Here is a 25378-nt window from a genome sequence, read left to right on the forward strand (position 1 = left end):
GCTCCCCCCGTTAAAGACTGGGGGAATCGTCTTGGCGCATATGCAACGCAGTATCGGTCTGCTGAGCCTCACCTTTGTGGCAATCAGCGGAATTCTCGGATCTGGCTGGCTGTTCGCGCCCTTGATGGCTGCGCAAGCTGCCGGGCCGTCATCACTCATCGCCTGGATGATTGGCGGCTTCGCGATGCTGCTTCTTGCCGCGACCTTCGCCGAGATCGCGGCGATCCTGCCGGTTGCAGGCGGCATCGGCCGTGTGCCGCATTTCTCCCACGGGTCGGTCGTCTCCATGACAATGGGCTGGACGGCCTGGGTTGGCTACAACACCACCGCCACCATCGAGGTGGAGGCAGTACTGCGCTACTCGAAGAGCCTTGCGCCCTGGCTTTACGGGTCAGACGGACTCCTCAGCCCTGCCGGTCTGGCGGTTGCCTGCGTCCTGCTGGCGGTCTTCACGGTTCTCAATGCCTTTGGCGTCCGCTTCTTTGCCCGTCTCAACACGGCGCTCACCTGGGTCAAGATCCTTGTTCCGGCCGGACTGGCCGCCGTAATCCTCACCTCCGAGTTCCGATACGCCAATTTCAGCGAATACGGCGGCTTTGCCCCCGAGGGACTGAAGGGCATCCTGTCGGCGATCTCAACCGGCGGCGTGATCTTCGCCCTGATCGGGTTCCGCCACGTGATCGATATGGCCGGGGAAGCCCGCAATCCGAAGGTGAACGTGCCGCTGGCGCTGGTGATCAGCCTGGTCGTCTGCCTGCTGATCTACGGCGGGCTGCAGCTCGCCTTCCTAGGCGCCCTTGATCAGTCACAGCTCAAGCAAGGCTGGGCGGCGCTCAGCTTCCCGGGCGAGCTGGGCCCCATGGCGGCCCTTGCGACCGCCGTCGGCGCGCTCTGGATCGTCAGCATTCTGGACAGCAGTGCCCGCATCTCCAGCTTTGCCTCGGCGCTTGTTTCCGTCGGCTCGAATGCCCGCCTCGGCCTTGCCATGGCCCAGAACGGTCTCTTTCCGAAGTTCATGGAAACGCTTTCGGCGCGCGGCGTGCCGCTGTTCGCTTTGCTGATCAACTTCGTTGTCTCGGCTCTGTTCTTCTTCATTCTGCCATTCAACGAAGTGCTCGCCCTCAACACGTCATCCATCGTGTTGTCTTTCGTCGTCGGCCCTGTCGCCGTGCTGGCCTTCCGCCAGCTGATGGCCGACGCCCCGCGCGCCTTCGTGCTGCCGGCCGCGCCTGTCACCGGGTGTCTTGCCTTCGTCGTCGCCAGCCTGATCATCTACTGGAGCGGCTGGGACACCATGCTGCATCTGGGCGTCTGCCTGGTCATCGGTTTCCTGCTGATGATCTACCGCAACAGCAGAGGCGGCTTCGACAGCCTGGACTGGCGCGAGGCGGCCTGGCTTGCTCCCTATCTTGCAGGTCTTGTGCTCATTTCCTGGCTTGGTTCCTTCGGCGGCGGCGCGGGCTACCTGCCGGTCGGGCCGGATATCGCCGTGGTTTCTGCTCTGGCAGTGGCGGTCTACATCCTTGCGGTGCGACTTCGCCTTCGCCAGGACAAATTCGATCTCTACATGGCCGAGGAAAAGGCTGACGAGCGGATGGAATACGGCGACGGCGCGTGAAGCCTTTCAGGATCCAGCCTAGCTGAAACGACGGCCCGGCACGGGTTTCCCCGCCTGCCCTGGCAGCTTGTCCTTCAAACCCGAGGGATAGAGCTCAAGACCCTTGGCGGCCAGCTCGTCAAGCGTGATCCAGCGGGCTGTCCCGACCGTGTCATCATTCACCTCGTAAACGATGGTATCGGTCCGGTAGTAGCTGTTGTCGGTAAAATGGGCGTGGCACAGGAAAACGATCTCGTGGCCTGCCACGCCATGATGATCGTAGATGTTCTCCATGACGATATACTCGTCGAGCAGAGTGATCCTTGCTCCCAGTTCTTCCAGGAACTCACGCTGGAGCGTATCGCGCCAGGGCTCGCCAAACTCCACGGTGCCGCCGAGCGGCCGCATGCCGGTGATACGTCCCGTATCGTTCCGCACGTCTGACAGAAGCAGCGCGTCATCCTGCCAGATCAGGGCAAGAGCCTTGACCGCAATCGTGTTAGCCGGCCGCCAGATTGTCATCCGTGTCTCCTCAAAGACAGTCGCATCGCGCTCGTGTGCACCGTAAAATTCACATTCGGGCACTTTGCTGCAAGCAAAAACCGCGTCTCCGCATTGAAGGGGCAGCGCCCCTCTGCTATTCCGCAGCCAGATTTTCCACATACGAGGTCCATTCGCCGATGATCCCGCGCTATTCCCGTCCCGACATGGTTGCCATCTGGTCGCCGGAATCGAAGTTCCGCATCTGGTTCGAGATCGAGGCCCATGCCTGCGACGCACTGGCCGAGCTCGGGGTCATTCCGAAAGAAGCGGCCAAGACCATTTGGGAAAAGGGTGGCAGCGCCACGTTCGACATCGACCGCATCGACGAGATCGAGCGCGAGACCAAACACGACGTCATCGCCTTCCTGACCCATCTGGCGGAAATCGTTGGCCCGGATGCCCGTTTCGTGCACCAGGGCATGACCTCGTCCGATGTGCTCGACACCTGCTTCAACGTCCAGCTGGTCAAGGCAACCGACATGCTGTTGGCCGACATGGACGCCCTGCTTGCCGCGATCAAGCGCCGGGCAATGGAACACAAGGACACCGTCTGCATCGGCCGCTCCCACGGCATCCATGCCGAACCGGTAACCTTTGGCCTGAAGATGGCCGAAGCCTATGCAGAGTTCGACCGCTGCAAGAAGCGCCTGCTGGCAGCTCGTGAGGAAATTGCCACCTGCGCCATTTCCGGTGCGGTCGGCACCTTCGCAAACATCGACCCGGCCGTGGAAGAACACGTCGCCAAGGCCATGGGCCTCCAGGCTGAACCGGTCTCCACCCAGGTGATCCCGCGTGACCGTCACGCGATGTATTTCGCAACCCTCGGCGTGATCGCCTCCTCCATCGAGCGCGTGGCAACGGAAGTCCGCCACCTGCAGCGTACCGAGGTTCTGGAAGCCGAAGAATTCTTCTCCAAGGGCCAGAAGGGCTCGTCGGCAATGCCGCACAAGCGCAACCCCGTCCTGACCGAGAACCTGACCGGTCTTGCCCGTATCGTCCGCGGCTTCTCCATTCCCGCAATGGAAAACGTGGCTCTCTGGCACGAGCGCGACATTTCGCATTCGTCCGTCGAGCGCATGATCGGTCCGGACGCGACCATCACCCTGGATTTTGCTCTGGCCCGCCTGACCGGCGTTATCGACAAGCTGCTGGTCTATCCGGAGCGCATGATCGGCAACATGGACCGTCTCGGTGGCCTCGTGCATTCCCAGCGTATCCTGCTCGCTCTCACCCAGGCCGGTTCGTCGCGCGAGGACGCATACCGTCTGGTCCAGCGCAACGCCATGAAGGTGTGGGACAGCTACCAGGTGGCAGGGGCCGCCTCGGTCGACTTCCTGACCGAACTTCTGAATGACGCGGATGTGCGCAAATATCTGTCAGAAGAAGAAATCCGCGACCGCTTCGACCTCGGCTACCACACCAAGAATGTCGATGTGATCTTCGAACGGGTGTTCGGCGAAGCGTAAGGCTTCCGCCATTTGGCGGCGTAAATTTGCTTTCCGTCGTCATCCCGGCCAAGCGAAGCGCGAGCCGGGACCGGGGAGCCACAGAATTTTGTATTCGCACAGGAAGTTTGACCGATAGACCTCGGCTCCCCGATCCCGGATCTCCGCTTCGCTGCGTCCGGGATGACGATCCGAGGTCTGTAGTCGGGCTTCGGGGAGGCATCGGCCTCCCCTTCTCTTTCCGCGGAAGGTAAAGCGATGTCCGGCGAAAAATCCCTTGTTGCCTGGCAGCGCATCGAAGCGCTTTTTATCCTGATTGCTTCGCTGGTCCTCTATTTCTGGACAGGGGCGCCGTGGCTGACGTTTGTCATCCTCATTCTGGTGCCCGACCTGTCGATGCTGGGCTATTTTGCCAATCCACGCGTTGGCGCCGTGATCTACAATCTCTTTCACACCTACATCGGCCCGGCCCTCCTGATGGGGCTTGGCGTCCTGCTCACGGATTATGATCTGGATCCCTACGCCTTCTGGGATTTTGCTCCAATCGCGATCATCTGGACCGCCCACATTGCGTTCGACCGGGTTCTGGGCTACGGCCTGAAGAGCCCTGAAGGGTTCAAGATCACTCACCTTGGCCGGATCGGCCGTCAGGATAGCTGAATCATGAAAATCGCCGTTGTCTCGGACATTCACGGCAATGTCCTGGCCCTTGAAGCCGTGCTTGCAGACCTGAAACTGGAAGCACCGGACCTGATCGTCAATCTGGGTGACTGCATTTCCGGTCCGCTCTGGCCGGAGGAAACTGCCGCCATCCTGCGTGAGACTGCCTGGCCGACTGTTCGCGGCAACCATGACCGCATCGTCCTGGACGATCCGATCGACAAAATGGGACCGACCGACGTCTTTGCCGCTGAGCGTCTTTCCCAGTCAAGCCGCGACTGGCTGGCAACAAGTCAGCCGACCATACGCCTGACGGACGAGATTTTCCTGTGCCACGGCACCCCGGACAACGATGACCGCTACCTGACTGAAAAGGTGGAGGGACCGAAGGGACACCTGCCGGACGAACAGACCTTGCTGGACGAGTTGAAGGGCGAAACCGCTCCCGTCATCTGCTGCGGTCACACGCATATTCCCAGGGTCATCCGACTTCAGAAAACCGGGCAGATCCTGCTCAATCCGGGCAGCGTCGGCTTGCCGTCCTACGAAGACGACCATCCGCACCGGCATGTCATGGAGGCCGGCAGTCCGCATGCCCGCTATGCCCTGATGACAAACAATCACGGAGCATGGAACTTTCAGGAAAAGATCCTGACATACGATTGGGACACAGCCTCCGCCGAGGCGGAAAAGAACGGGCGACCGGGTTGGGCCCGGGCTCTGAAACACGGTTTTTACGGCCCACTTTCCTGAGATCTTCGCGATCACAAATGACGGAGCATGAGCATTTCGGGGAACGAAGCCGGGCGCTCCACGTTTTATACCCATGATTAGCATGGAGTATGTGATGTCGATCTGGAAATCCGTTTTAAGTCACGCCGCTATCGGCGGTCTTGCCGTGAGTCTGGCTTTGCCGGCCTTCGCCGCTCCGCTGCCGCTGCTCAAAACCGCGCCGGTGCCGGTTCAGACGCACTCGGAAGCCCCGGCGAACGTCCTCAAGGTCGACCACAGAAGAGGTCATAACCCGCATCGCGGCTACAACAATCGTAACGGACGCCACTATTACAACGGGCACCGGGGTTACCGGAAATATCGCCAAGGCTATCGCCAGTATAACGGCTGGTGGTTCCCGCCGGCAGCTTTTGCCTTCGGCTTCGGCGTTGCTCCCGGCCCCCGCTATGCGGCCCCACCTCGCTACGCAGCTCCCCCGCGCTACGCCGCCCCGCCTCGCTACGGCCGCGGCTACAGCCCCGCGCACTATCAGTGGTGTGGTCAGCGTTATCGGTCTTACCGCCCTGGCGACAACAGCTTCCAGCCCTATCACGGACCACGCCGTGTGTGCGTCTCGCCCTATGGACCGTGATTCAAGCTGAAGCCGACAAACATCGAGCCGGTCCTTTGGGCCGGCTCCTTTCATTTGCCTCAGCCGTCAGCCCGAAGGCTTGAACGCAAACGGCGCTGAGATCCGAAGGCCTCTGGTTGCTTTTCCAGCCTTCCGAACATCCGTCACCTTCCTTGCCGCGATTGACAAGCGCCCGGAAAAACTGCGAGACAGCGGCACATCTTCGACAGCCACGCAAAAGGTGTAGCCCGTGAAAATTTCAGACACCGATATTCTGCTTGTTCCAGGTTACGGTCAGACGCTGCCGGGCCATTGGCTGTTGCGCTGGCGCGACAAGATGCCGACAGCCCGGGTCGTGAAACAGGCAGAGCTGCATCGTCCGAGCAAGAAGGAATGGCTGGAAACGCTGGTGAAAGCGGTTGATGCCGCCGAACGGCCCGTTGTGCTTGTCGCACACTCGCTTGGCTGCATCCTGGTTGCCCACGGTGCCCATGCGCTGAAGGACAAGATTGCCGGCGCCTATCTCGTTGCTCCTTCCGACTGGGACCGCGAGGGGCTGGTGGCGGAATTCGATGGCGGGGACTTCAAGCCCATTCCCGAACATCCGTTGCCCTTCCCCGCGCACCTTGTCGCCAGCCGGGACGACCCATATTGCGACTACGCCCGTGCCGAGCATTTCGCCAAGGTCTGGGGCACCACCTTCCAGGACGCCGGAGCCGCCGGTCACATCAACCTGGAAAGCGGCCACGGCCCGTGGCCGGAAGGCATGATGTCCTTTGCCCATTTCATGAAGAAGCTCGGCTGACGGCTGTCAGGTCCGTGCAGAGGAAGCGTCCATCAACGCTCCGAGGCGCGTGGCCACCCAATAGCTCACCGGAATGGCGATCGCGGCGCCTGTCGCCGCGCCGCCGACCAGAAGCAGAGCATTGAATGAGCCGACACCGTAGATCGATAACGGAACCAGTGCACCAAGGCCGGCAAGCGTCGGGCCGATGATGATGAACAGGATCATTGCCAGTTTCCACATGAGGATCTCCCATCGGGAAAGCGGCGGTTCTCCGTCCTGAGCTACAGCGGCAACAGTGGTTGATTATGAGACATAATCAACTTTGTCGTTGAAGCTCAGAACCGTCGCGGTTTCGATACCTGAATACTTTCGCAATATCGAAACTATAACATTGACCCAGGTCAAGCTTCCGCAAGAAGAGCAAATCAATATCCGGCGGCGGGTCTCGTGCCCTGCTCCGCCAGCCAGGCCACTTCCTTGAGCGCCGCCCTGGCGGAATGATCAAGAAAGAGCGTATCGACGCCGTGTGACATCAACCGGAACCCCTGATTATAGGCTTCCTCGACCTTGTCGGCGTTGAGGCAGAATATCCCGGCAAGTTTCCCGGCCGCGAGCGCCTTTTCCGCAATCTCACCGGCAACTTCGCCGGTATGTGCCCCGTTCGGATCGAGCGAAGCGCCTTTCGACAGCGCAAGGGAAAGATCGCTCGGACCAACAAACACGCCATCAAGACTGTCGACGCTCAGGATCTCGTCCAGCGCGTCGATCGCGTCCTGGGTTTCGATCATGGCAAAGGCAAGGGTCTGGGCATTGGCGTTTTCGAGATACTGGTCCCGCGTCTGGCCGCTCAGCATGGCTGCCCGGAACGGCGACCAGCTGCGGTCGCCGATCGGCGGATACTTGACAGCCCGCGCAAAGGTTTCCGCGTCCCGAAGGGAATTGATCATCGGCGCGATGATGCAATCGGCCCCCATGTCGATCAGCCGTCCCGCAAGGGCGTTGTCACCGACGGGAATGCGGGCGATGCGGTGCGCCCCGGCAAGAGCAATGGCTGCCATCGCCTCGCACGCCGATGCAAAATCATACATGCCGTGCTGAAGATCGAGCGTAACCGCCTCGTATCCCGAGCGCGCAAACAACTCCGGAACCATGGGCGCGGACAATTGGGACCAGCCGGTAATGACGGCTTTTCCGGAACGCAACTTGTCGGCAAGAAAGGCATTATCTGACACGGGTCGTCTCCTCCGATAGAGGAGGTATCAAATCCGTCTGCCGACACAACCGCAAGCGCTGTTTTTGCAATTCTGGGAGCTTGGTTGACGCAAAGGGAGATGGGGATTTTCTTCTTCCAGGCCGGAAAAGCCCCAACTTGCCAATCATCATGCCCGTCAAAACAAAAACGCCCACCGTTTCCGGCGGGCGTTTGAAACTGACAATCGAAGAAAGCTTCGATCAGCCTTCTTTCTGCAACTGGTCGACAGCCGTGTGCATGAGTTCGTCCATGGTGCGACGAATCTGATGATCGGACTGCTCGACCTTGTTTGCGTCGAAATCTTCGCGAAGCTTGCGGAAAACGTCTTCCTCGCCCGGCTCTTCGAAATCGGCCCGGACAACTTCCTTGGCGTATTCGTCGGCCTTCTCGCCTTCAAAGCCCAGAAGACCTGCCGCCCACAAACCCAGCAACTTGTTGCGGCGTGCGGTTGCCTTGAACCGCAGCTCCTCGTCATGCGCAAACTTGTTTTCAAACCCCTGCTCGCGCTTGTCGAATGTGCTCATACTCATCGTCTCCTGAACTGCGCTGATGCACTTCCCCCCATATGGGGCTGATTTGGTCTCTTGCATATCCCCGCAAGCCGATCAAATCAACGCAGTACGTACACTCATGCGTCAAAAGCATAACCGCCCTGCGAACTCTCCGGAAACATAAGATTGTACTTTTGCCCGGCTTCGGTTAAGTTCCGCGCCGCAAAACAGGGCCTGCTGCCTTCAAGCATCGGCCGGTTGACGACAAACGTCCCGGTGGATTTTCAGACAAGGTAAGCAAGTTCCGTCAAAGGTTTCTCTAAAAGATACGGTATAGCCTATGAACCGCCGCCGGCGCATTTACGAAGGTAAGGGCAAGATCCTTTACGAAGGTCCGGAACCGGGAACCCTGGTTCAGCACTTCAAGGACGACGCGACTGCCTTCAACAACAAGAAACACGAGATTGTTGACGGCAAAGGCGTGCTCAACAACCGGATTTCCGAATATATCTTCAATCATCTGAATGCCATCGGCATCCCGACTCACTTCATTCGCCGCCTCAACATGCGCGAACAGCTGATCCGGGAAGTCGAGATCATTCCGCTGGAAGTGGTCGTGCGCAACGTCGCCGCCGGTTCCATCGCCACTCGTCTGGGCCTGGAAGAAGGCACGCAGCTGCCGCGTTCCATCATCGAGTTCTACTACAAGAACGATGAGCTCAACGACCCGATGGTCGCCGAAGAACACATCACCGCCTTTGGCTGGGCCACCCCGCAGGAACTGGACGACATGATGGCGCTTGCCATCCGCGTCAACGATTTCCTGTGCGGCCTGTTCCTGGGCGTCGGCATCCGTCTTGTCGATTTCAAGATCGAATGTGGCCGTCTGTTCGAAGGCGACATGATGCGCATCGTCGTCGCCGACGAGATTTCCCCGGACAGCTGCCGCCTGTGGGACATCGAAACCAACGACAAGATGGACAAGGACCGCTTCCGCCGCGACATGGGCGGGATGCTGGAAGCCTACCAGGAAGTTGCCAAGCGGCTGGGGATCATGATCACCAGCGAGCGTCCGGCGGGCTCCGGACCGACCCTGGTCAAGTAAGACGCGCTGCTGATGCAGTATTGACACAGGCCGGCGCAATCGCCGCTAACGGCCCTAACGTCAGTATTGCAACCAAAGGTATTGCAAACTATGACGCCCCCTTGTTCAACGAGGGGGCGTTATGTCTTTTAGATTTTCTTTCATTTTCAAAGCCGTATCGATTGCACTTCTGTGCGGCTTTCTTGCAGCCTGTCAAACCACGGGCCTGAAGCCCGGCAGCATATCTTCCAGCTTTGCACCCAAGGGTTGGGCCAGCAAGCAGAACGGCAACAAGGCCGTCTATGTTTGTCTGCCATCCACCTGCAAATCGCCTGAAGTTGTCGTTGTGGGTCCGATCGAGGTCAAGGGCGACACGGAATCGGCCATCCGGCAAAACCTGATCTCTGCCGAATTGATGAATGCCGTTGGCAACATTGCGAACGTGGCCTCGAAGGGGCAGGTCCGTCTCAAAACCAATCGCCGAGTCGTCACCAAATCCTATTCCGGCTTCGACATGACTGCCAGGTACCGGACGGACAAAGGCAACGTCTATGTTGCCGCACGCATCATCATTCAAAACGACCGCGGCAGCACCGTTGCCTCCTTTGCGACATCAAGCTCCAGGGCAAAGACAAATCTCGACCGCTTCCTGAAGCAGACAACGATCAAACGCCTGCCGTAAATCGCAGGTTTTCTGCACACAGGCCTTTCGCAAATGGGGCTCCTCGTGTATGGGGAGCCCCAAAGTCATTCAACTGCAGAATCTGCAGTCTGCTGCGGGGATCCCAATCATGAAAGCACGTGTGATCGTCACCCTGAAAAACGGTGTTCTCGATCCTCAGGGAAAAGCCATCGAAGGCGCGCTCGGCGGCCTCGGCTTCAGTGACGTCGGCTCTGTTCGTCAGGGCAAGGTGTTCGATGTCGAACTGACCGGCACCGACAAGGAAGCCGCCAAGGCTGAACTGGAGCAGATGTGCGAAAAGCTGCTCGCCAACACCGTCATCGAGAACTACGCGATCGAGATCGCCTGACCGAAACTTCGACACCGGGGCACCACCGATGGATGACGATACCCGCACGGCCCTGATCTTCATGGCCACCAAAGCGGCGATATTCATCCTGGTGCCCGCAATCGCGGCCTTGATAGCCGTACTTGTTCTGCTCTGAACCGACTGGATTGCCCACATGAAAACCGCAGTCATCGTTTTCCCCGGCTCCAACCGCGACCGTGACATGTTCCACGCACTGGAACTGATCACCGGCACCAGGCCGCAGAGCGTCTGGCACACGGAAAGCACCCTGCCGGATGTGGATCTTGTGGTTGTTCCCGGCGGCTTTTCCTACGGCGACTATCTGCGCTCCGGTGCAATTGCAGCCCGCTCCCCGATCCTCAAGGACCTTGTTGCCAAGGCCGACAGCGGCGTCGCCGTCCTTGGCGTTTGCAACGGCTTCCAGATCCTGACCGAGGCTGGCCTGCTTCCCGGCGCCCTGATGCGCAACGCCGGCCTCACCTTCGTCTGCCGCGAAGTCCTGATGGAAACGGTCAACACCGCGACGAGGTTTTCCTCGAAGTTCGAAAAAGGTCAGGTCTGGCGTTGCCCGGTTGCCCATCACGACGGCAACTATTTCGCCGACGCTGACACGCTGAAGCAGATCGAAGACAACGGCCAGGTCGTTTTCCGCTATGCGGGCGACACCAACCCGAACGGCTCCATCAACAACATTGCCGGCATCATGAATGCCAAAGGCAACGTTCTGGGCATGATGCCGCACCCGGAAAACCTGATCGAGCCGCTCAATGGCGGCCTCGACGGGCGCCTCCTGTTCGAAAGCCTGCTGGAAGCAGCCTGAAGCCATCCGGGAGGCGGACATGACGGACCTGACACTCGACAAGGACGCCAGAACCCGCCTCGCCTCCGAGATCAAGCATTATCTCGAAACAGACCTGGACATCGACATCGGCAACATGGATGCCGAATTGCTGATCGATTTCCTGACACCATCCCTCGGGGCCAGGTTCTACAACCTCGGCCTCAAGGACGCCCAGGCGCTGCTTGCCCGCAAGGTCGACGACATCAACGACGAACTCTACGCCCTGGAAAAACCGGTTCAGGATCGCGGTTGAGCTGCACTGGGCGACGTGGCGTTGGTTCGTACCGTCCACATTGATTTCCGCTGCGCCGGGCGCACCCTACCCCCAGCCTCCTTGTCATCCCCGCGCAGGCGGGGATCCAGTAACCGACCGCCTGGACCGCTTTGCCCATTCCCTCAGCCCTGAAAGCTACTGGATCCCGGTCTTGGCGCTCTGCGCCAAACCGGGATGACAAGCGGGTTGGGAAAGTCGCTGTAGCCTGACCATCGATGAGCGAAAGCAGTACCTCCTGCACTCCAATCCGCCAGCACCTCTCAAACCCGAGCCGCCCTCCACCTCCCTTGTCATCCCCGCGCAGGCGGGGATCCAGTAACCGGCTGCCTCGGTCACATCGCATTATCCTGCCAGCGCCCGCGACTACTTGATCCCGGTCTTGGCGCTGCGCACCAAACCGGGATGACAAGCGGGGTTGGGAAAGTCGCTGTAGCCCGACCATCGATCAGTGAATGCGGTACCTACACGCGCTCCAATCCGCCAGAACCTCACGAACCCGAGCCGCCCTAACCTTCCTTGTCATCCCCGCGAAGGCGGGGATCCAGTAACCGGCTGCCTTGGTCACATCGCATTATCCTGCCAGCTCCCACGACTACTGGATCCCGGTCTTGGCGCTTTGCGCCAAACCGGGATGACAAAAACAGGGGCTAGTGGGGCACAGCGAACAGACGGTTCAGGCCGCCTGGCTGCGCTTTTGTTTGGGGGAATAACCAAAACGGCGGGAGAAGGCCCTGGAAAAGGCCGCAGGACTTGCGAAGCCGCAGAGGCTCGCGACGGCCTTGACCTGCCTGCCCGTTTCCAGCTCCGAGCGGGCAATATCCAACCGCCAGTTCGAGAGATAACCCATGGGTGTCGTCCCGACGAGTTCCTTGAACGTAACCGCGAACTGGGTGCGTGACATGCCGGCGGTCTCGGCCAGTTTTTCCAGTGTCCAGTGTTCTCCAGGCACCTCGTGGATTGCCACCAGAGCGGCTGCGATCCGCGGGTTTGCAAGACCGTTCAGGAGGCCGGTATCGGCCTTGCCCTCTTCCATGGCATGGCGCAACAGGCGGATCACCACCACTTCGCACAAACGCTGGAAGGCAGCCTGCCCACCGCACCTGGGCATGGTCGCCTCCTCGATCAGCGGCGTCACGACAGCGGTCAGATATGGATCTTCCGACATCGGCACTGAAATGCAGTCCGGCAAGGCACTGACCAGCTGCCTGCCGACACCTGATATCGTGATCCGGGCAGCGACAAGCGACGTTTCGTCGGGGGCTGCTTCCATGCCGGCACGCACGGCAGATCCGTCCCGCTCCGGGCAGAAAACCAGTCTCAGCCCTCTCTCAGGACTGTCATAGACCCTCAGGTTGGCATCGCTTTCGCTCCCGTCCGCTGCCAGTGAAATGTCCACCTGCACGCGGAGCCGGTCGATGAGCGAAGACAGCCGGTCCAGCCTTCCATTAAAGGACGTGCGATATGGGACCGACATTTCCGTACTCCTGAGCATATTTTTTGAATGTTTATAGCGCTTGCGTTCACTACCTTACAGCCATCCGCAGGGAAAAGTGAAGCCTTGCCTAGCCAAATGAGGAAAACATGCTCGTTCCACGCCAACCGGTACCCGGCCTCACGGTCGAAACCCTGAGCTCCGGCACCTTTGATCTGTCCAAGGATAACGCCGACTTTGCAACGCTGGTAGTGTTCTACCGCGGCCTTCATTGTCCGATCTGCGCCACTTACCTCAAGGAACTCGGCCGTCTGACCGCCGACTTCGCGGCCAAGGGCGTCAAGACGATCGCAATTTCGTCGGACGACAAGGACCGTGCGGAAAAGATGGCGGAAAAGGTCGGCCATGCCGATCTGCGCTTTGGCTACGGCCTGCCGCTGAGTGTTGCGAGGGAATGGGGACTTTATGTTTCAACCAGCCGCGGCACCACCTCGATCGGCATCGAGGAGCCTGCGCTGTTTTCCGAACCGGGCGTCTTTCTTGTCAGACCGGACGGCACGCTCTATTTCGCCTCCGTCCAGACCATGCCTTTCGTGCGTCCGCACTTCCAGGAAATGGTCGGTGCACTCGATTTCGTTCAGAAGAACGACTATCCGGCACGCGGCGAATATACCGGCGCGGTCTGACGGCACCTTGATACGGAATTGAAAACAAGGATGCCGGACACGGGCTGCATCGTGTCCGGCATCAACAAAGACTCGCCAGGGGTAGCAGGTCCTTGTTTGGGGGGATCGCCAAAGATCTCCGCATCAATACCAGCCCTTGCGCCGGCTTTCGGTATCCCAGAAGGGGCGCATTGCCTCGGCAAGCGCAGCTTCCCGGGTCAGTCCGAGGTCCTCAAGGGCCGCGTCTGACAATTCCAGAAGTTCCAGGCGGGTCCGGCGCCTGACAAACCAATCCTTCAGATAGCTGAAAGCCGTTTTGGTAAAACCGCCGGGAATCCGGAGCCGCGATATCGGGCGCCCGGATATTGTTTCGATTGAACTCATTTGAGACATCTCCAGGGTGACAATTGCATCAATTGGGCGCATTGTTGCGCTACAATCATATGAATTGACTCCATTCGGGATGCAATATATTAAATTGTCACCATGACAAATTGGCACCCAGAGATTCCCGAGGGCCAAGGGCCCCTCTACATCCGGCTGGCGGACCGCATCGCCGAGGATATTGCCACTGGCGCGCTTGGTGCCGGTTCCAAACTGCCGCCGCAGCGCGACCTTGCGTATGATCTGGGTGTCACTGTCGGCACCATAGGACGCGCCTACGCCCTGATCCGACAGCGTGGCCTCGTCAGCGGCGAAGTCGGGCGCGGCACATTCGTGCTCGGCAGCACCTATGAACCGTCACTCGAAGAAGACACCAAACCGAACCTTGACCGGCCGACACAGCAGACCAACGGCTCCGCCGCGCATGACATGTCCGCCTCTTCGTGGACCCAGGGCGCGATGCACATGCCTAAGGATGTCGCCTTTGGCGGCACCAGGGTCATGGTGCCTTCGCCGGAGGCAATCCGCTTCGACAGCACATCCGCTCCCGAGATCGGCCAGGCCGGCGTCATCGGAAGGCTGACGGCAGACATCACCCGTGATGCTCCTTACGAAATTGCCAGCTATACCCGTTCCGTGCCGGAAAGCTGGCGCCAGGCCGGGCGGATCTGGCTGTCCCGTGCCGGCTGGCAGCCGCCGGAAGGCAGCATCGTGCCGACGACGGGTGCCCAGGCGGCAATCATGGCAATCATCGCGGCAACGACCGCGCCTGGCGATCAGGTCGCCTTCGAGGAACTGACCTATAGCTCGATCGCCCGTGGCGCGGCTCTCTCCGGCCGCAGGCCGGTGCAGATCGCGCGGGACGACGAAGGTCCCCTGCCCGAAGATCTTGCAAGGGTCTGCGCGCAGAAACACCCGAAGCTGCTGTTCGTGATGCCGACCATGCATAATCCGACCCTCGGCATGATGGGTGAACAGCGCCGTGCGGACATTGTGACCATCGCCCGCCAATACAATCTCTGGATCATCGAGGACGAGGTCTACGGTTCCTTGCGCGAAACCTCGCCGCCCCCGCTCGCCGCACTGGCACCGGAGCGTACCTTTCATGTCGGCTCGCTGTCCAAGTCCGTGACGGCAGGCGTGCGCGGTGGCTGGGTTTCCAGCCCGCTGTCTCATGCACAGCGGATCTACACCGCCCACAAGATGCTGACCGGCGGCATATCCTTTCTCCTGTCGGAACTGTCATCCCGGCTGGTTCTGTCCGGCGCTGCCGACGAATTCCGCCAGAAAATCCTCGCGGAAGTCTCCGCCCGTTTCGAACTGGTGCAGAAATATCTCGGCGCCTACGACATGTTTGCCGCCGCCGACGCGCCGTTTCTCTGGCTGAAGCTTCCCGAACCCTGGCTCTCCGGCACTTTCAAGGCGGCGGCCGCTGCCGCCAATGTGCTGATTGACGATGAAGACGAGTTCAAGACCGGCCGATCCGGCAAGGTCTATCACCGCGTTCGTATCGGCATCACCAACCCGATGACCCGGCAGGAAACCGCGAAGGGTCTGCTGATCCTGCAAAATTTGCTGGAGGACAGCGGCGCCTGCTACGACAGTTTCGAATAGCGACCCTCTGAAGGCGGAGAAACATGTCTGAAACCAGCTTGCTCTTCTTGATCCTGCCAGCCTTCGCAGTCGTCTTCGGCCTGTTCTGGTCCGTGATCGTCTTTGTCATTGCCCATACAGGTGGCTGGGCGGGACTGGCAAAAGCCTACCCGGCAAACCGGAAGCCGGAAGGCCGCACCTGGAACTGGCGCACCATCCGCTTCGGTCTCTTCGGCAACTACCGCAATAGCGTGGATGTGACCCTGTCCGATGCAGGGCTCCACTTGTACCCGATCTTTGTCTTCAGGATCGGCCACAAGCCGATACTCATCCCCTGGACCGCAGTCTCGGACGCATATCGCCGCGATCTCTGGTTTGCACCAACGCTGACGCTTTCAGTTCCTGTGACGGGAAACGGCAATGAAAGACGAGTGTCCTTTTACGGTGCGGAGTTCGTCGAGGCGATCGAGGACTGCCTGAGGCGCAATGGCAACGGCAACGCTCTCCGCAGGTAAGCAATCCGCCGGTTTGCCTGCCTCACATCGCTCGATACGGAAACACGTTTTCCTTGTCCTGCACCAGCGCTGCTGACAATGTGAACCGACTACCGGGAGGTTGTGATGACAGGGTCTGTGCCTTTGTGGGTGAAACTGGCCGGCGTGGCAGCGGCTGTCTATTGCATTGCCGTCTTCGGAACCGTCTACCGCTACAATCAGTCCATCCTGGAAAGCGCCAGCTTCGCCGAAATCACCGGCGGTGGCTTCATCTACAACTACCGCATCGCCGACATTCGGGCGGGCATTACGGTTGGCCTCGTAAAACCCCTGCCCCTTGGCACCCGGCTCATTGCCGAGTTTGAAAGCCCGCAAGGTGGCAAGATCGAGGTCGAAAAGGCCGTTTCCCACGCCAAGCGCAACTACAGCTTCGAAACACCGTCCCTCAGCGATGTTGAAGCCGAACGCACCTATGCGGCAGTTCTTCATGTCATCGACGCAAAAACGGGCGAGGAAATAGAGCGTCACGAAAAGGGTCTCAAATCCAGTGTCGCGCCGAAGGCGATGCCGGCAAAACCGCTTACCATCGGCCCCGGGTATCACGTCAATCCGGATATCCGGCCGGTGCCAAAGGGCTAGACCGATAGCCGCCTCGAGAAGTCCTTTTGCTATCGCGCGAAAAAAGTGTGCGCGGCACCTCAAAAGCCATTGTGCGGTGCAACCCGGCACACCATCTGCCAGCGACGTGTCCTCGGGATCTCCAAAATGACTGTCTTTGAAATTGCGCTCGGCCTGGTTCTCCTCGTGGCCGGTGGTGACGTGCTTGTGCGCGGTTCCGTCGGCCTTGCAAAGCGCTTCGGCATCTCCGAACTTCTGATCGGCCTGGTCCTTGTGGGCTTCGGCACGTCGACACCGGAACTGATGACGAGCGTGCTGGCGGCACTCAACGGGTCTGCCGGCCTGGCTGTCGGCAATGTCGCCGGCTCGAACATCGCCAATATCCTGCTCATTCTGGGGCTGACGGCCGTCATCTCACCATTGCTGGTCGACCCCAAAGCGTTGCTGCGCGACGGTCCGGCCAACGCTCTGGCAGCTCTCGCTTTCACGGGCCTTGCATTGTCCGGCTTGATTGGACAGGAAGCAGGCCTGGTCCTGATACTCGCACTGGCGGTCTATCTTGTTGTCACCTACCGGATGGAAAAAGGCACGCATACGCCTTCGGCGGAGCTGCACAGGGGGGAAGTCCAGCTGGTCGCTCCCAAAACCGGACAGCTGAACCTGCTACTCAATCTGGCAATGGCATTTGGCGGACTGGTAATGATCCTTGGCGGAGCACACTTTCTGGTGTCCGGGGCAACCAGCCTTGCGCAGGCTGCGGGCATCAGCGACGCGGTTATCGGCGTCACAATCGTCGCGGTCGGCACGTCCCTGCCTGAGCTGGTCACCTCGGTGATCGCAGCTCTCAAGCGTCAGACAGATATTGCTCTTGGCAACATCCTTGGCTCCAACCTCTTCAATATCCTGGGCATTCTGGGCATTACCGCGGTTATCACCCCCCTCCAGGTCCCGCAGGAAATCATGAGCTTCGACATCTGGGTCTTGTTGGGAGCTACAGTGATCCTTCTGGTCTTTGCCATGACAGGCGGCCGTATCTGTCGGCGCGAGGGCGCCATCATGCTCCTGGCCTATGCCGGCTATACAGGTTACGTCCTCCACAACGCCCTCGGGTAAACCTCCTCAAAAAAGCCAGCCCTACTGCAAAAGGAAGATCTTCTCCTGCCCGCCCAAGCCGGTGGAGGCTTTTGCTCCACCGGCCAGAAGGACAACTTCAACGACTGCTTCTGATCGGAACCGCAATCGGGCGGATCGGCGAGCCGGTGGCGCCACGCAGTTTCAGCGGCGAGGTGATGAAGGCAAATTCATGCACCCCGTCTTTTGCCAGGTCTTCCAGCCACAAGAGCTCGATAAACGAGACACCCTTCTGCGCCAGCAGATAGGAATGGACAGGTGCGAAATTGTCCGGGTTGGTGGACGGGAAACTTTCCAGACCCAGGTTATCCGCGCCCAGCACCATCGCCTTTTGCTCCTCGGCCAGCCACCTTGCCGCATCAAGGCCAAGCCCTGACTGGCTGAACAGCGCCAGTTTCGACCTGTCCGGCCAATGCTGCATCTGGCCGGTACGAATGAGCACCACATCACCTTCCTGCAAGCTGGTTCCTTGCACATCCAGCGCGGTTTTCAGATCATCCACCGTAATGGCGTAGGACGCCGGCAGCACATCCACACCCTTGGCCTTCGCAACGTCGATCAGCACGCCGCGCGCAATGATGGGTGGATACTTGTCCGCACCCGATTTCGCCCACCCGCGCGCGCCCTGCGCCTCGTCGGCGCTAACGTTGTTCCAGATTTTCCCGTGAAGCCCGAAGTGACTGAGCGTGTCGATATGGGTTCCCGTGTGGGTATTCATCGAAATCGCTTCGCTGGAATGGGAAAGAAGCTCCTCGCTGCCATCCCCGCGCGCCGGCGTATGAAGCATCATCATCTGGTAGGTCGGATCGCCGAAGGCGGCACTGCAACAATCTGGCATGCCGACAAAGAGATCAACACCGAGATCATAAATCTTGCCCGTATCGATGCGCTGCAAGATCTCCAACCGGGAGGCATCGCTCATCATGTTCAGCGTGCCGATCTCGTCTTCCGGTCCCCATGGACTTTCACCCACCTGTTCGCCTTCCGCGAAAACCGGTGAACCGGCAAGGGTCGCGGCCATGAGCGTAGCGGCAAAATGCTTTCGGGTCTGATTCATCAAGTCTTTCACCAGTGGAATTCCTTCCTCTCAAAACCCCGTGCATGCAGGAACGACCGGCAAGGCGATTCCGTTCGTGGAGGATTGCTCCACCACGTTTCAGCAGGACGGATTGCCTGACAGGGTTTTCGGTTTTCAGAACGGGCGCATTCGAACGCGCCAGCACGATTAGGACAATTGCCCTAAATTCGAATTAGGACAATCGTCCAAATCTGTCAAGACTGCAACCAAATGCACTGAAACACCCGCATTGCAGCCATCTCCGCTTTGCCGGTGAGACTTTTACGAACCGTATTTTGCCTTGATACCGGGCTTGAATTCGAACTTGCGCCGGTTGGAATGCACTGCGCTGTCAGGTGGAAGAACGTCTGCAAGGCCAATCGCATCGCCCGCGATCAAATTTGTCGAATTTCTTTGCACCGCAAGGCTCCCAAATTGGGGGACAATCTGCTAAACGGCGGCATCATCGTCTGCCCGTGCCGTCGCGGCCCCACCCATTGGCCAGACACACTGGCCAAAAACAGTGAAACGTCATGATCCCGAACGACATCAAGATCACGCCCGACCTGATTGCTTCCCACGGTCTGAAGCCGGATGAATATGAGCGCATCCTGGAACTGATCGGCCGCGAGCCGACCTTCACCGAGCTGGGCATCTTTTCAGCCATGTGGAACGAGCACTGCTCGTACAAATCCTCCAAGAAATGGCTGAAGACCTTGCCGACCGAAGGTCCGCGCGTGCTTCAGGGCCCGGGTGAAAACGCGGGTGTGGTCGATATCGGCGATGGCCAGGCCGTGGTCTTCAAGATGGAGAGCCACAACCACCCGTCCTACATCGAGCCTTATCAGGGCGCTGCGACCGGTGTCGGCGGCATCCTGCGTGACGTCTTCACCATGGGCGCGCGACCGGTTGCAGCCATGAATGCCCTGCGCTTCGGCGAACCCGATCATCCGCGCACCCGTCACCTCGTTTCCGGCGTCGTTTCCGGTGTTGGCGGCTACGGCAACTCCTTCGGCGTTCCGACAGTCGGCGGCGAAGTCGAGTTCCACGCCCGCTACAACGGCAACTGCCTGGTCAACGCCTTTGCGGCAGGCCTTGCAAAATCGGATGCGATCTTCCTGGCCAAGGCCGAAGGCGTCGGCCTGCCGGTCGTCTATCTCGGCGCCAAGACCGGGCGTGACGGCGTCGGCGGCGCGACCATGGCTTCGGCGGAATTCGACGATACGATCGAAGAAAAGCGCCCCACCGTTCAGGTTGGCGATCCCTTCACCGAAAAATGCCTGCTGGAAGCCTGCCTTGAGCTCATGGAAACCGGCGCGGTCATCGCCATCCAGGACATGGGTGCGGCCGGTCTTACCTGTTCCGCCGTCGAGATGGGCGCCAGCGGCGACCTCGGCATCGAGCTGGACCTCGACAAGGTGCCGGTGCGCGAAGAACAGATGAGCGCCTACGAAATGATGCTTTCGGAAAGCCAGGAGCGCATGCTCATGGTTCTGCGTCCGGAAAAGGAACACGAAGCCGAAGCCATCTTCAAGAAATGGGGCCTCGACTTCGCCATCGTCGGCAAGACCACCGACACGCTGCGCTTCATCGTCAAGCACCAGGGCGAAGTCGTCGCCGATCTGCCGATCAAGGAACTCGGTGACGAAGCTCCCGAATATGACCGTCCCTGGGTCGAGCCGAAAAAGCGCCCCGTTCTGTCCGCGTCCGAAATCGAGGAACCGGCAGACTATGCCGAAGCTCTCAAGACCCTGGTCGGCAACGCCAACGGCTCGTCCCGCCGCTGGGTCTATGAACAATACGACACGCTGATCCAGGGCAATTCGGCCGCGACGCCGGGCGGTGATGCCGGTGTCATCCGCGTGGAAGGCACCCGCAAAGGCCTGTCCTTCTCTGTTGACGTGACACCGCGCTATTGCGAGGCGGACCCGTTTGAAGGTGGCAAGCAGGCCGTTGCCGAAGTGTGGCGCAACCTGACCGCCGTCGGCTCCGAACCGCTGGCTGCAACCGACAACCTGAATTTCGGCAACCCGGAAAAGCCGGAAATCATGGGCCAGTTCGTCGGCTGCATCAAAGGCATCGGCGAAGCCTGCCGGGAACTCGAGTTCCCGATCGTCTCCGGCAACGTGTCGCTCTACAACGAGACCCATGGCGAAGCGATCCTGCCGACCCCGGCCATTGGCGGTGTCGGACTGCTTCCGGACGTCACGGTGCGCGCAGGTGCGGCCTTCGTAAACGAAGGTGACGCAATCCTGCTCATAGGTGGCAAGGGCACCCATCTGGGCGCATCCCAGTATCTCGCAGATATTCTGGGTCGCGAGGAAGGCGCTCCGCCGCCGGTCGACCTGGCGGCAGAAAAGCGCCGTGGCACGCTGGTTCGCCAGCTCATCGGCGCGGCCCGTCTGACGGCTGTGCACGATATTTCTTCCGGCGGCCTGGGTGTCGCTCTCGCCGAGATGGCGATGTCCAGCGGCATCGGCGCAACGGTCAAGATCGATGGTCCGGCCCATGCCGCGCTCTTCGGTGAAGACCAGGGACGCTACGTCGTCACCGTTTCCCAGGACAAGGTGGAAGCCGTTCTGGAAGACATTCTGGACGGCGGTATCGACGTTCAACAAATCGGCACCACCGGTGGCACGGATTTGACTGTTGAGGGCATTCTCACCATATCCGTTGCAAACTTGAAAAAAGCGCACGAAGATTGGTTCCCGAATTACATGGCAACGGCATAAGCCGTTTGACCTTCAGGAACTTAACAACAGGACGGACGCACGATGCCGATGAACGCAAATGAGATCGAGACCCTGATCAAGGCGGCTTTGCCCGATGCTCAGGTCGAGATCCGGGATTTGGCTGGAGACGGCGATCACTATGCAGCGAATGTTGTCTCGGAATCCTTCCGGGGCAAAAGTCGCGTGCAGCAGCATCAGCTGGTTTACGAGGCACTGAAAGGCAACATGGGCGGCGCTTTGCACGCCCTCGCCCTTCAGACCAAGGCACCGGATTGAGTTGACACATTGCCGCGCAGGCAGCGCGAGCACTTGAATCTGCCGCCGGATCTCGCCAGATAGGCGGCAAAGAGACAAAGGACGGACCCATGAGCATCCAGGACTGGATCAAGAACGAAGTCGACACCAACGACGTGGTGCTTTTCATGAAAGGCACGCCGAATTTCCCGCAGTGCGGTTTTTCCGGTCAGGTCGTACAGATCCTTGACTATGTTGGCGCTCCTTACAAAGGCATCAACGTTCTGGAAGACGACGATCTGCGCCAGGGCATCAAGGAATTCACCAACTGGCCGACCATTCCGCAGCTTTACGTGAAGGGTGAATTCGTCGGCGGCTGTGACATCATCCGCGAAATGTTCCAGAATCAGGAACTGCAGGGCCTTCTCACCGAAAAAGGCATCGAGACCACTCAGCAGACCGCCTAAGCCGGCTGCAAGTTCCGATCGAGGCTTTCAAGGGGCGGTTTGACCGCCCCTTTTTCGTGTCTCAGAGGGTTCCCGCAATGGTAATAATCCGGAAATGGAGAGCCGGGCGACGGTTCAAGATGCGCTTTTTGGCGTGTTGAGTTGCGCCTCACCTTCCCGTCATTCCGGACAAGTGAGGCAACGCCGAACGCCGAACGCCGATCCGGAATCCAGACATATTTCGCGCCGGAGGCGCGGCCTTCCATTGAAATAAAGAGTTCGCTTTGCTCACGATGACATCTGGTTTCCGGATCGGCGCGCAGCTTCGCTACACTTGTCCGGAATGACGGGTGCCATAAGGCACTCCGGAACCATTCGCCGGGTAAATCAGAATGATGCCAATCGGGCTCAAACCCCGTCAAAACCACTTGGACTTGCACTTTATCCAATGTTAACCGGAATCGTTTGCGGTCGAATGCAGGCACCATCTCGGCAAAAATTGCCGAATCACCTAAGCTGAACGCAAGGTGAATGCGGATTTCAGGGTGAGTACAGGTGCGTTCCGCCATTCTCCGACCATATCGCAGGGCTCCATCAAACAACGGAGCCGGGAAATGGGACCGGGGACAATGAACAAGATTGCAGTTGCTGCCACCTCCACTTTCGTTCTGGCACTTGTCGGAGCCGGCATCGTCATGTCTGGTGGCGTAAAGACCGATGGCGAACTGCGCCGCGTCGACTGCCAGGCGCTCACCATGTTTACACCAGCCAAAACCAAGAGTGCCGAAGAACTTTGCGCCAACTACGGCGGTGTTGCACTGAAGGATGCCGAGCCCAGCAAGGAAGGCCTCGTAATCCTTGTCCGCAACCAGCCGATGGGCGGATTTGACGGAGAACACACCGTCCGCTGAATTCAGGCGCGCTTCAGGCTGAGCGTTCGCTCGCTGAGCACTCGGCAGATGGTGACAGGCATCCCCTGAAACGTTGCCGCATCCCGAATAGATCTGTGAAACAAGAGCGGAAAACGACTTTGTAAGCTGGCCGACTTGAAGAAATCAGGTCTTTTGCTCAGTCATCCCGCGTCGTGACCGCATGCGCTGCCACAGGCCCGGCGACATTGTGCAGGTCGACCGATCCGAGCGGGATCGAAGGCAGCCCTGCTTCCAGGGCCACTTCCGCCGTCGCAACGATCTCCTGCCCGATAACCTTGCCGTAATCCCCAAGTCGCGCCGCGATGTTGGCTGCATGGCCGATCACCGTGAAATCAAGCCGCTCCCTTGATCCGACGTTGCCGTAGGTGACCTCACCAAAGGCGATGCCGATGGCACAGTGCATGGAGATGCCCTGTGTGTCCGGGTCTGGCACCTTCAGACGGCGAACGATCTCCTCGGCACTGGCAACTGCTTGCCGGCAGGCCTCTTCCAGGCCGACGCCCGCAGGGAAAATCGCCAGCACTGCATCGCCGATAAATTTCAGGACCTCGCCTTCATGCGCGTTGACGATGTCGGTCGTGACTTCGAAGAAACGGTTGAGTTCACCGACGTAGGCTTGCCGGCCAAGCTCCGTTTCGAGCCGAGTGGAATGCCTGAGGTCGCAGAACAGGATCGCCGCGTCGATGACATCACCGTCCCCACGCCGGATATCGCCGCCCAGAACCCGCGCGCCTGTCCGCTTGCCCAGATAGGTTTCCAGAAGGGATGTCGCATTGGAGGTCAGCGCAAATACCTCGAATAGCCGGCTGATAAGGGCCGAACATTCGAACACCAGCCCGAGGTTTGCCGTGGTGAAACCGGCAGGATGATCCGAAGCGAGGGTCATCACATTGATCCGCCCGTCGGAAAAAGGCAGAGGCATGGCGACGTAGTCGGTAACGCCCTGCTGCCTGAGGTCTTCCATGATCGGGAAATTGAACTCGTCGGGGTTCGAATCGATCTTTTGCCGAATGCCTCCCAAACCGTCGGCCACATGTTGAAGCGGGCTCAGGCGAAAGGCCGGGCTCTCCAGTGTCTCGTAGGACGGAGCAAAGCTCTGCACGGTATCGTCGTCGCGCGTCCACACATAATGACGGCCGGCAATCATCGGGTGCAGTGACCAGATCAGGATGCTGATTCGGCAGACGGCTATCCCGTCCTCCACCAGCTTTCGGCCAAGGGCGGCTGTAAGTTCTTCCGGCGTTTTCGCGGCCCAGGCTTCGCGCAGCAACCAATCGACCGTAGGCCCCGTGATGTTCCCGACAGGCAGCGGATCAATCGGGGCGCCCTGAAAATCGACCCGGCTCGCCACACCCGGCATGAAGGCCACAAGTCCATCAACCGCCTTTCCTTCCGGCAACGCATTGAGATAACTCCAGGCGCCGTTCTCCAGCGTTTCATTGCCGACCCGGACGTGGCTGTAGCTAGCCGTTCCCTTGAACGGGCAGAAGGTTCTGCGCTCCGGAGCCGGTTCGAGGTCTGCCAGAACGTCGTCGCGCGGGAAATAGATCGCAGGTGCAAGCCGGGTTTCATACATCACCCGTGCCTTTGAAGACCGCGCCAGCAACTGGTCCCCCCGCCAGGCCGTCACTTCGCCGGCAAGCGGTTCCACAAGGATCCCGTAGTCGTTCGAGGTTTGCTGCGCGTGCACGGTCATGAAAAAAGAGATATGAAACACATGGCGAGCTGTCCAGTGCACATGCACGCGCCCCCTCTGCTCACACCTGTGTGGCGCGCCCCAGTCGCCGACACTTGCAAAAAACGCATAGGTGGTACCCGGGGCAGACTTCGTGGCAAGCCACGGTTTGACCTCAATTCGCGATTACGCGCTTGTGAGCAGCCAAGGTATGGAAATTGAGACCCCTGTCGGGTACTGAGATTGAATGCGCAACGTCTTGATCACATTGTTGATCTGCTTTTTTGCCGGGGTCACAACCGCCGCAGCCTACACGCATGTTCCAAAGAGCATTCGCGCTCTGGAACGCTCGATGGCGGTGGAAACGGACCTGGCCGCAAAGACGGTGCAATTTACCGCGCATCATGCCCAATGTTGCCAACCGGACAGCCAGACCGGAAAAACCACCAAACCCTTCGGGTGCGGCCCGGATTGCCTGTCTCATTTCTCCGTTGTGGCACTGCAATTCCAATCCGCGGTGACCGGGCCGGAAACCACGTCACCTCCCGTCCTGACGGACGCTCTGCCGTCCGCGGAAGATCAACCTCCCATTAAAGGCTGACAATCCAACGGAACACGAAGTTCCGGCTTAGCCAACA

31 protein-coding genes are annotated in these 25378 nt (G+C 59.5%); 22 read left to right on the plus strand and 9 right to left on the minus strand.

The features are described from left to right. The first annotated feature begins 40 nt into the window (after positions 1-40). Entirely contained in the window at positions 41-1618 is a 1578-nt protein-coding gene (locus HCG46_RS01090; RefSeq protein WP_023000893.1) for an APC family permease, read from the plus strand. 18 nt (positions 1619-1636) lie between these two features. Here HCG46_RS01090 and HCG46_RS01095 read toward each other — a convergent pair whose 3' ends face one another. Beyond that, the gene (locus HCG46_RS01095; protein WP_031269247.1) at positions 1637-2119 is read right to left on the minus strand and encodes an NUDIX domain-containing protein; all 483 of its coding nucleotides are present in this window, start codon (positions 2117-2119) and stop codon (positions 1637-1639) included. A gap of 158 nt (positions 2120-2277) precedes the next feature. Between HCG46_RS01095 and purB the strand changes: the two genes are divergently transcribed. The 5 genes from purB to HCG46_RS01120 all read left to right on the plus strand — a co-directional run bounded on the left by purB (position 2278) and on the right by HCG46_RS01120 (position 6392). After that, the gene (gene purB / locus HCG46_RS01100; protein WP_023000891.1) at positions 2278-3606 is read left to right on the plus strand and encodes an adenylosuccinate lyase; all 1329 of its coding nucleotides are present in this window, start codon (positions 2278-2280) and stop codon (positions 3604-3606) included. Positions 3607-3843: 237 nt separating this feature from the next. Beyond that, a complete protein-coding gene (locus tag HCG46_RS01105) occupies positions 3844-4245 on the plus strand; it encodes a DUF4260 domain-containing protein (protein ID WP_168684170.1) in 402 nt (133 codons plus the stop codon). A 3-nt stretch (positions 4246-4248) separates the two neighbouring features. Next, the gene (locus tag HCG46_RS01110; protein ID WP_168684172.1) at positions 4249-4998 is read left to right on the plus strand and encodes a metallophosphoesterase family protein; all 750 of its coding nucleotides are present in this window, start codon (positions 4249-4251) and stop codon (positions 4996-4998) included. 94 nt (positions 4999-5092) lie between these two features. Further along, positions 5093-5608, plus strand: a complete 516-nt coding sequence (locus HCG46_RS01115; RefSeq protein WP_082444564.1) for a BA14K family protein — start codon at positions 5093-5095, stop codon at positions 5606-5608. 229 nt (positions 5609-5837) lie between these two features. Continuing rightward, the gene (locus tag HCG46_RS01120) at positions 5838-6392 is read left to right on the plus strand and encodes an alpha/beta fold hydrolase (protein ID WP_075284787.1); all 555 of its coding nucleotides are present in this window, start codon (positions 5838-5840) and stop codon (positions 6390-6392) included. Positions 6393-6398: 6 nt separating this feature from the next. Here HCG46_RS01120 and HCG46_RS01125 read toward each other — a convergent pair whose 3' ends face one another. From HCG46_RS01125 to HCG46_RS01135, 3 genes are all read right to left on the minus strand, one after another. Further along, positions 6399-6614 carry a hypothetical protein gene (locus HCG46_RS01125; RefSeq protein ID WP_168684174.1) on the minus strand — a complete coding sequence of 72 codons (216 nt, stop codon included), beginning with the start codon at positions 6612-6614 and terminating at the stop codon, positions 6399-6401. Between the two features lie 185 nt (positions 6615-6799). Beyond that, positions 6800-7606, minus strand: a complete 807-nt coding sequence (locus HCG46_RS01130; RefSeq protein ID WP_168684176.1) for an aldolase/citrate lyase family protein — start codon at positions 7604-7606, stop codon at positions 6800-6802. Positions 7607-7826: 220 nt separating this feature from the next. After that, the gene (locus HCG46_RS01135; protein ID WP_023000884.1) at positions 7827-8150 is read right to left on the minus strand and encodes a DUF1476 domain-containing protein; all 324 of its coding nucleotides are present in this window, start codon (positions 8148-8150) and stop codon (positions 7827-7829) included. A gap of 307 nt (positions 8151-8457) precedes the next feature. Here HCG46_RS01135 and purC point away from each other — a divergent pair, with 307 nt between their 5' ends. The 6 genes from purC to HCG46_RS01165 all read left to right on the plus strand — a co-directional run bounded on the left by purC (position 8458) and on the right by HCG46_RS01165 (position 11326). Continuing rightward, positions 8458-9222 carry a phosphoribosylaminoimidazolesuccinocarboxamide synthase gene (gene purC / locus HCG46_RS01140; RefSeq protein ID WP_006932454.1) on the plus strand — a complete coding sequence of 255 codons (765 nt, stop codon included), beginning with the start codon at positions 8458-8460 and terminating at the stop codon, positions 9220-9222. A gap of 121 nt (positions 9223-9343) precedes the next feature. Continuing rightward, positions 9344-9883 (plus strand): hypothetical protein, encoded by a 540-nt coding sequence (locus tag HCG46_RS01145; RefSeq protein WP_055655057.1) that lies wholly within the window; start codon positions 9344-9346, stop codon positions 9881-9883. A 106-nt stretch (positions 9884-9989) separates the two neighbouring features. After that, positions 9990-10232, plus strand: coding sequence for a phosphoribosylformylglycinamidine synthase subunit PurS (gene purS, locus HCG46_RS01150; protein ID WP_168685526.1), 243 nt, complete (start codon positions 9990-9992; stop codon positions 10230-10232). A 28-nt stretch (positions 10233-10260) separates the two neighbouring features. Further along, the gene (locus tag HCG46_RS28490) at positions 10261-10368 is read left to right on the plus strand and encodes a phosphoribosylformylglycinamidine synthase-associated small membrane protein (protein ID WP_023000881.1); all 108 of its coding nucleotides are present in this window, start codon (positions 10261-10263) and stop codon (positions 10366-10368) included. 18 nt (positions 10369-10386) lie between these two features. Then, positions 10387-11052, plus strand: coding sequence for a phosphoribosylformylglycinamidine synthase subunit PurQ (purQ, locus tag HCG46_RS01160; RefSeq protein ID WP_023000880.1), 666 nt, complete (start codon positions 10387-10389; stop codon positions 11050-11052). A gap of 19 nt (positions 11053-11071) precedes the next feature. Next, a complete protein-coding gene (locus HCG46_RS01165) occupies positions 11072-11326 on the plus strand; it encodes a DUF2164 domain-containing protein (protein WP_006932460.1) in 255 nt (84 codons plus the stop codon). Between the two features lie 694 nt (positions 11327-12020). On the opposite strand, the gene HCG46_RS01170 is transcribed toward HCG46_RS01165, so the two are convergent. Next, a complete protein-coding gene (locus HCG46_RS01170; protein WP_023000879.1) occupies positions 12021-12821 on the minus strand; it encodes an AraC family transcriptional regulator in 801 nt (266 codons plus the stop codon). A gap of 107 nt (positions 12822-12928) precedes the next feature. On the opposite strand from HCG46_RS01170, the gene HCG46_RS01175 reads away from it, so the two are divergent. Continuing rightward, positions 12929-13465 (plus strand): peroxiredoxin-like family protein, encoded by a 537-nt coding sequence (locus HCG46_RS01175; RefSeq protein WP_023000878.1) that lies wholly within the window; start codon positions 12929-12931, stop codon positions 13463-13465. Positions 13466-13588: 123 nt separating this feature from the next. Here HCG46_RS01175 and HCG46_RS01180 read toward each other — a convergent pair whose 3' ends face one another. Further along, the gene (locus HCG46_RS01180) at positions 13589-13828 is read right to left on the minus strand and encodes a DUF1127 domain-containing protein (RefSeq protein WP_209009262.1); all 240 of its coding nucleotides are present in this window, start codon (positions 13826-13828) and stop codon (positions 13589-13591) included. Between the two features lie 102 nt (positions 13829-13930). Here HCG46_RS01180 and HCG46_RS01185 point away from each other — a divergent pair, with 102 nt between their 5' ends. From HCG46_RS01185 to HCG46_RS01200, 4 genes are all read left to right on the plus strand, one after another. Further along, positions 13931-15442 (plus strand): PLP-dependent aminotransferase family protein, encoded by a 1512-nt coding sequence (locus HCG46_RS01185; protein WP_023000876.1) that lies wholly within the window; start codon positions 13931-13933, stop codon positions 15440-15442. A 23-nt stretch (positions 15443-15465) separates the two neighbouring features. Next, positions 15466-15936: a hypothetical protein gene (locus HCG46_RS01190; RefSeq protein WP_168684178.1), complete on the plus strand. Its 471-nt coding sequence runs from the start codon at positions 15466-15468 to the stop codon at positions 15934-15936. A 105-nt stretch (positions 15937-16041) separates the two neighbouring features. Then, entirely contained in the window at positions 16042-16554 is a 513-nt protein-coding gene (locus HCG46_RS01195; RefSeq protein WP_168684180.1) for a hypothetical protein, read from the plus strand. A gap of 126 nt (positions 16555-16680) precedes the next feature. Beyond that, on the plus strand, positions 16681-17646 hold the full coding sequence (locus HCG46_RS01200) for a calcium/sodium antiporter (protein WP_168684189.1): 966 nt from the start codon (positions 16681-16683) through the stop codon (positions 17644-17646). A gap of 97 nt (positions 17647-17743) precedes the next feature. On the opposite strand, the gene HCG46_RS01205 is transcribed toward HCG46_RS01200, so the two are convergent. After that, positions 17744-18721, minus strand: coding sequence for a cyclase family protein (locus HCG46_RS01205; protein ID WP_168684191.1), 978 nt, complete (start codon positions 18719-18721; stop codon positions 17744-17746). Positions 18722-19254: 533 nt separating this feature from the next. Here HCG46_RS01205 and purL point away from each other — a divergent pair. The 3 genes from purL (at position 19255) to grxD (ending at position 22154) form a co-directional block, all read left to right on the plus strand. After that, positions 19255-21453 (plus strand): phosphoribosylformylglycinamidine synthase subunit PurL, encoded by a 2199-nt coding sequence (gene purL / locus HCG46_RS01210; RefSeq protein ID WP_055655071.1) that lies wholly within the window; start codon positions 19255-19257, stop codon positions 21451-21453. Positions 21454-21495: 42 nt separating this feature from the next. Beyond that, positions 21496-21729, plus strand: a complete 234-nt coding sequence (locus HCG46_RS01215) for a BolA family transcriptional regulator (RefSeq protein WP_006932469.1) — start codon at positions 21496-21498, stop codon at positions 21727-21729. Positions 21730-21818: 89 nt separating this feature from the next. Next, positions 21819-22154: a Grx4 family monothiol glutaredoxin gene (gene grxD / locus HCG46_RS01220; protein ID WP_023000869.1), complete on the plus strand. Its 336-nt coding sequence runs from the start codon at positions 21819-21821 to the stop codon at positions 22152-22154. Here grxD and HCG46_RS01225 read toward each other — a convergent pair. After that, positions 22151-22702 (minus strand): hypothetical protein, encoded by a 552-nt coding sequence (locus HCG46_RS01225; protein ID WP_168684193.1) that lies wholly within the window; start codon positions 22700-22702, stop codon positions 22151-22153. The two genes, grxD and HCG46_RS01225, sit on opposite strands and share 4 nt — an antisense overlap. 60 nt (positions 22703-22762) lie before the next feature. Here HCG46_RS01225 and HCG46_RS01230 point away from each other — a divergent pair, with 60 nt between their 5' ends. Next, on the plus strand, positions 22763-23044 hold the full coding sequence (locus HCG46_RS01230) for an antitermination protein (protein ID WP_168684195.1): 282 nt from the start codon (positions 22763-22765) through the stop codon (positions 23042-23044). A gap of 157 nt (positions 23045-23201) precedes the next feature. On the opposite strand, the gene HCG46_RS01235 is transcribed toward HCG46_RS01230, so the two are convergent. Then, a complete protein-coding gene (locus HCG46_RS01235) occupies positions 23202-24782 on the minus strand; it encodes a DUF427 domain-containing protein (RefSeq protein ID WP_208992479.1) in 1581 nt (526 codons plus the stop codon). A 205-nt stretch (positions 24783-24987) separates the two neighbouring features. Here HCG46_RS01235 and HCG46_RS01240 point away from each other — a divergent pair, with 205 nt between their 5' ends. Continuing rightward, complete coding sequence (locus tag HCG46_RS01240; RefSeq protein WP_062488373.1) at positions 24988-25341, plus strand: hypothetical protein; 354 nt, start codon at positions 24988-24990, stop codon at positions 25339-25341. Positions 25342-25378: the final 37 nt, after the last annotated feature.

This window comes from Labrenzia sp. PO1 (assembly GCF_012273635.1).
GTDB lineage: Bacteria > Pseudomonadota > Alphaproteobacteria > Rhizobiales > Stappiaceae > Roseibium > Roseibium algicola.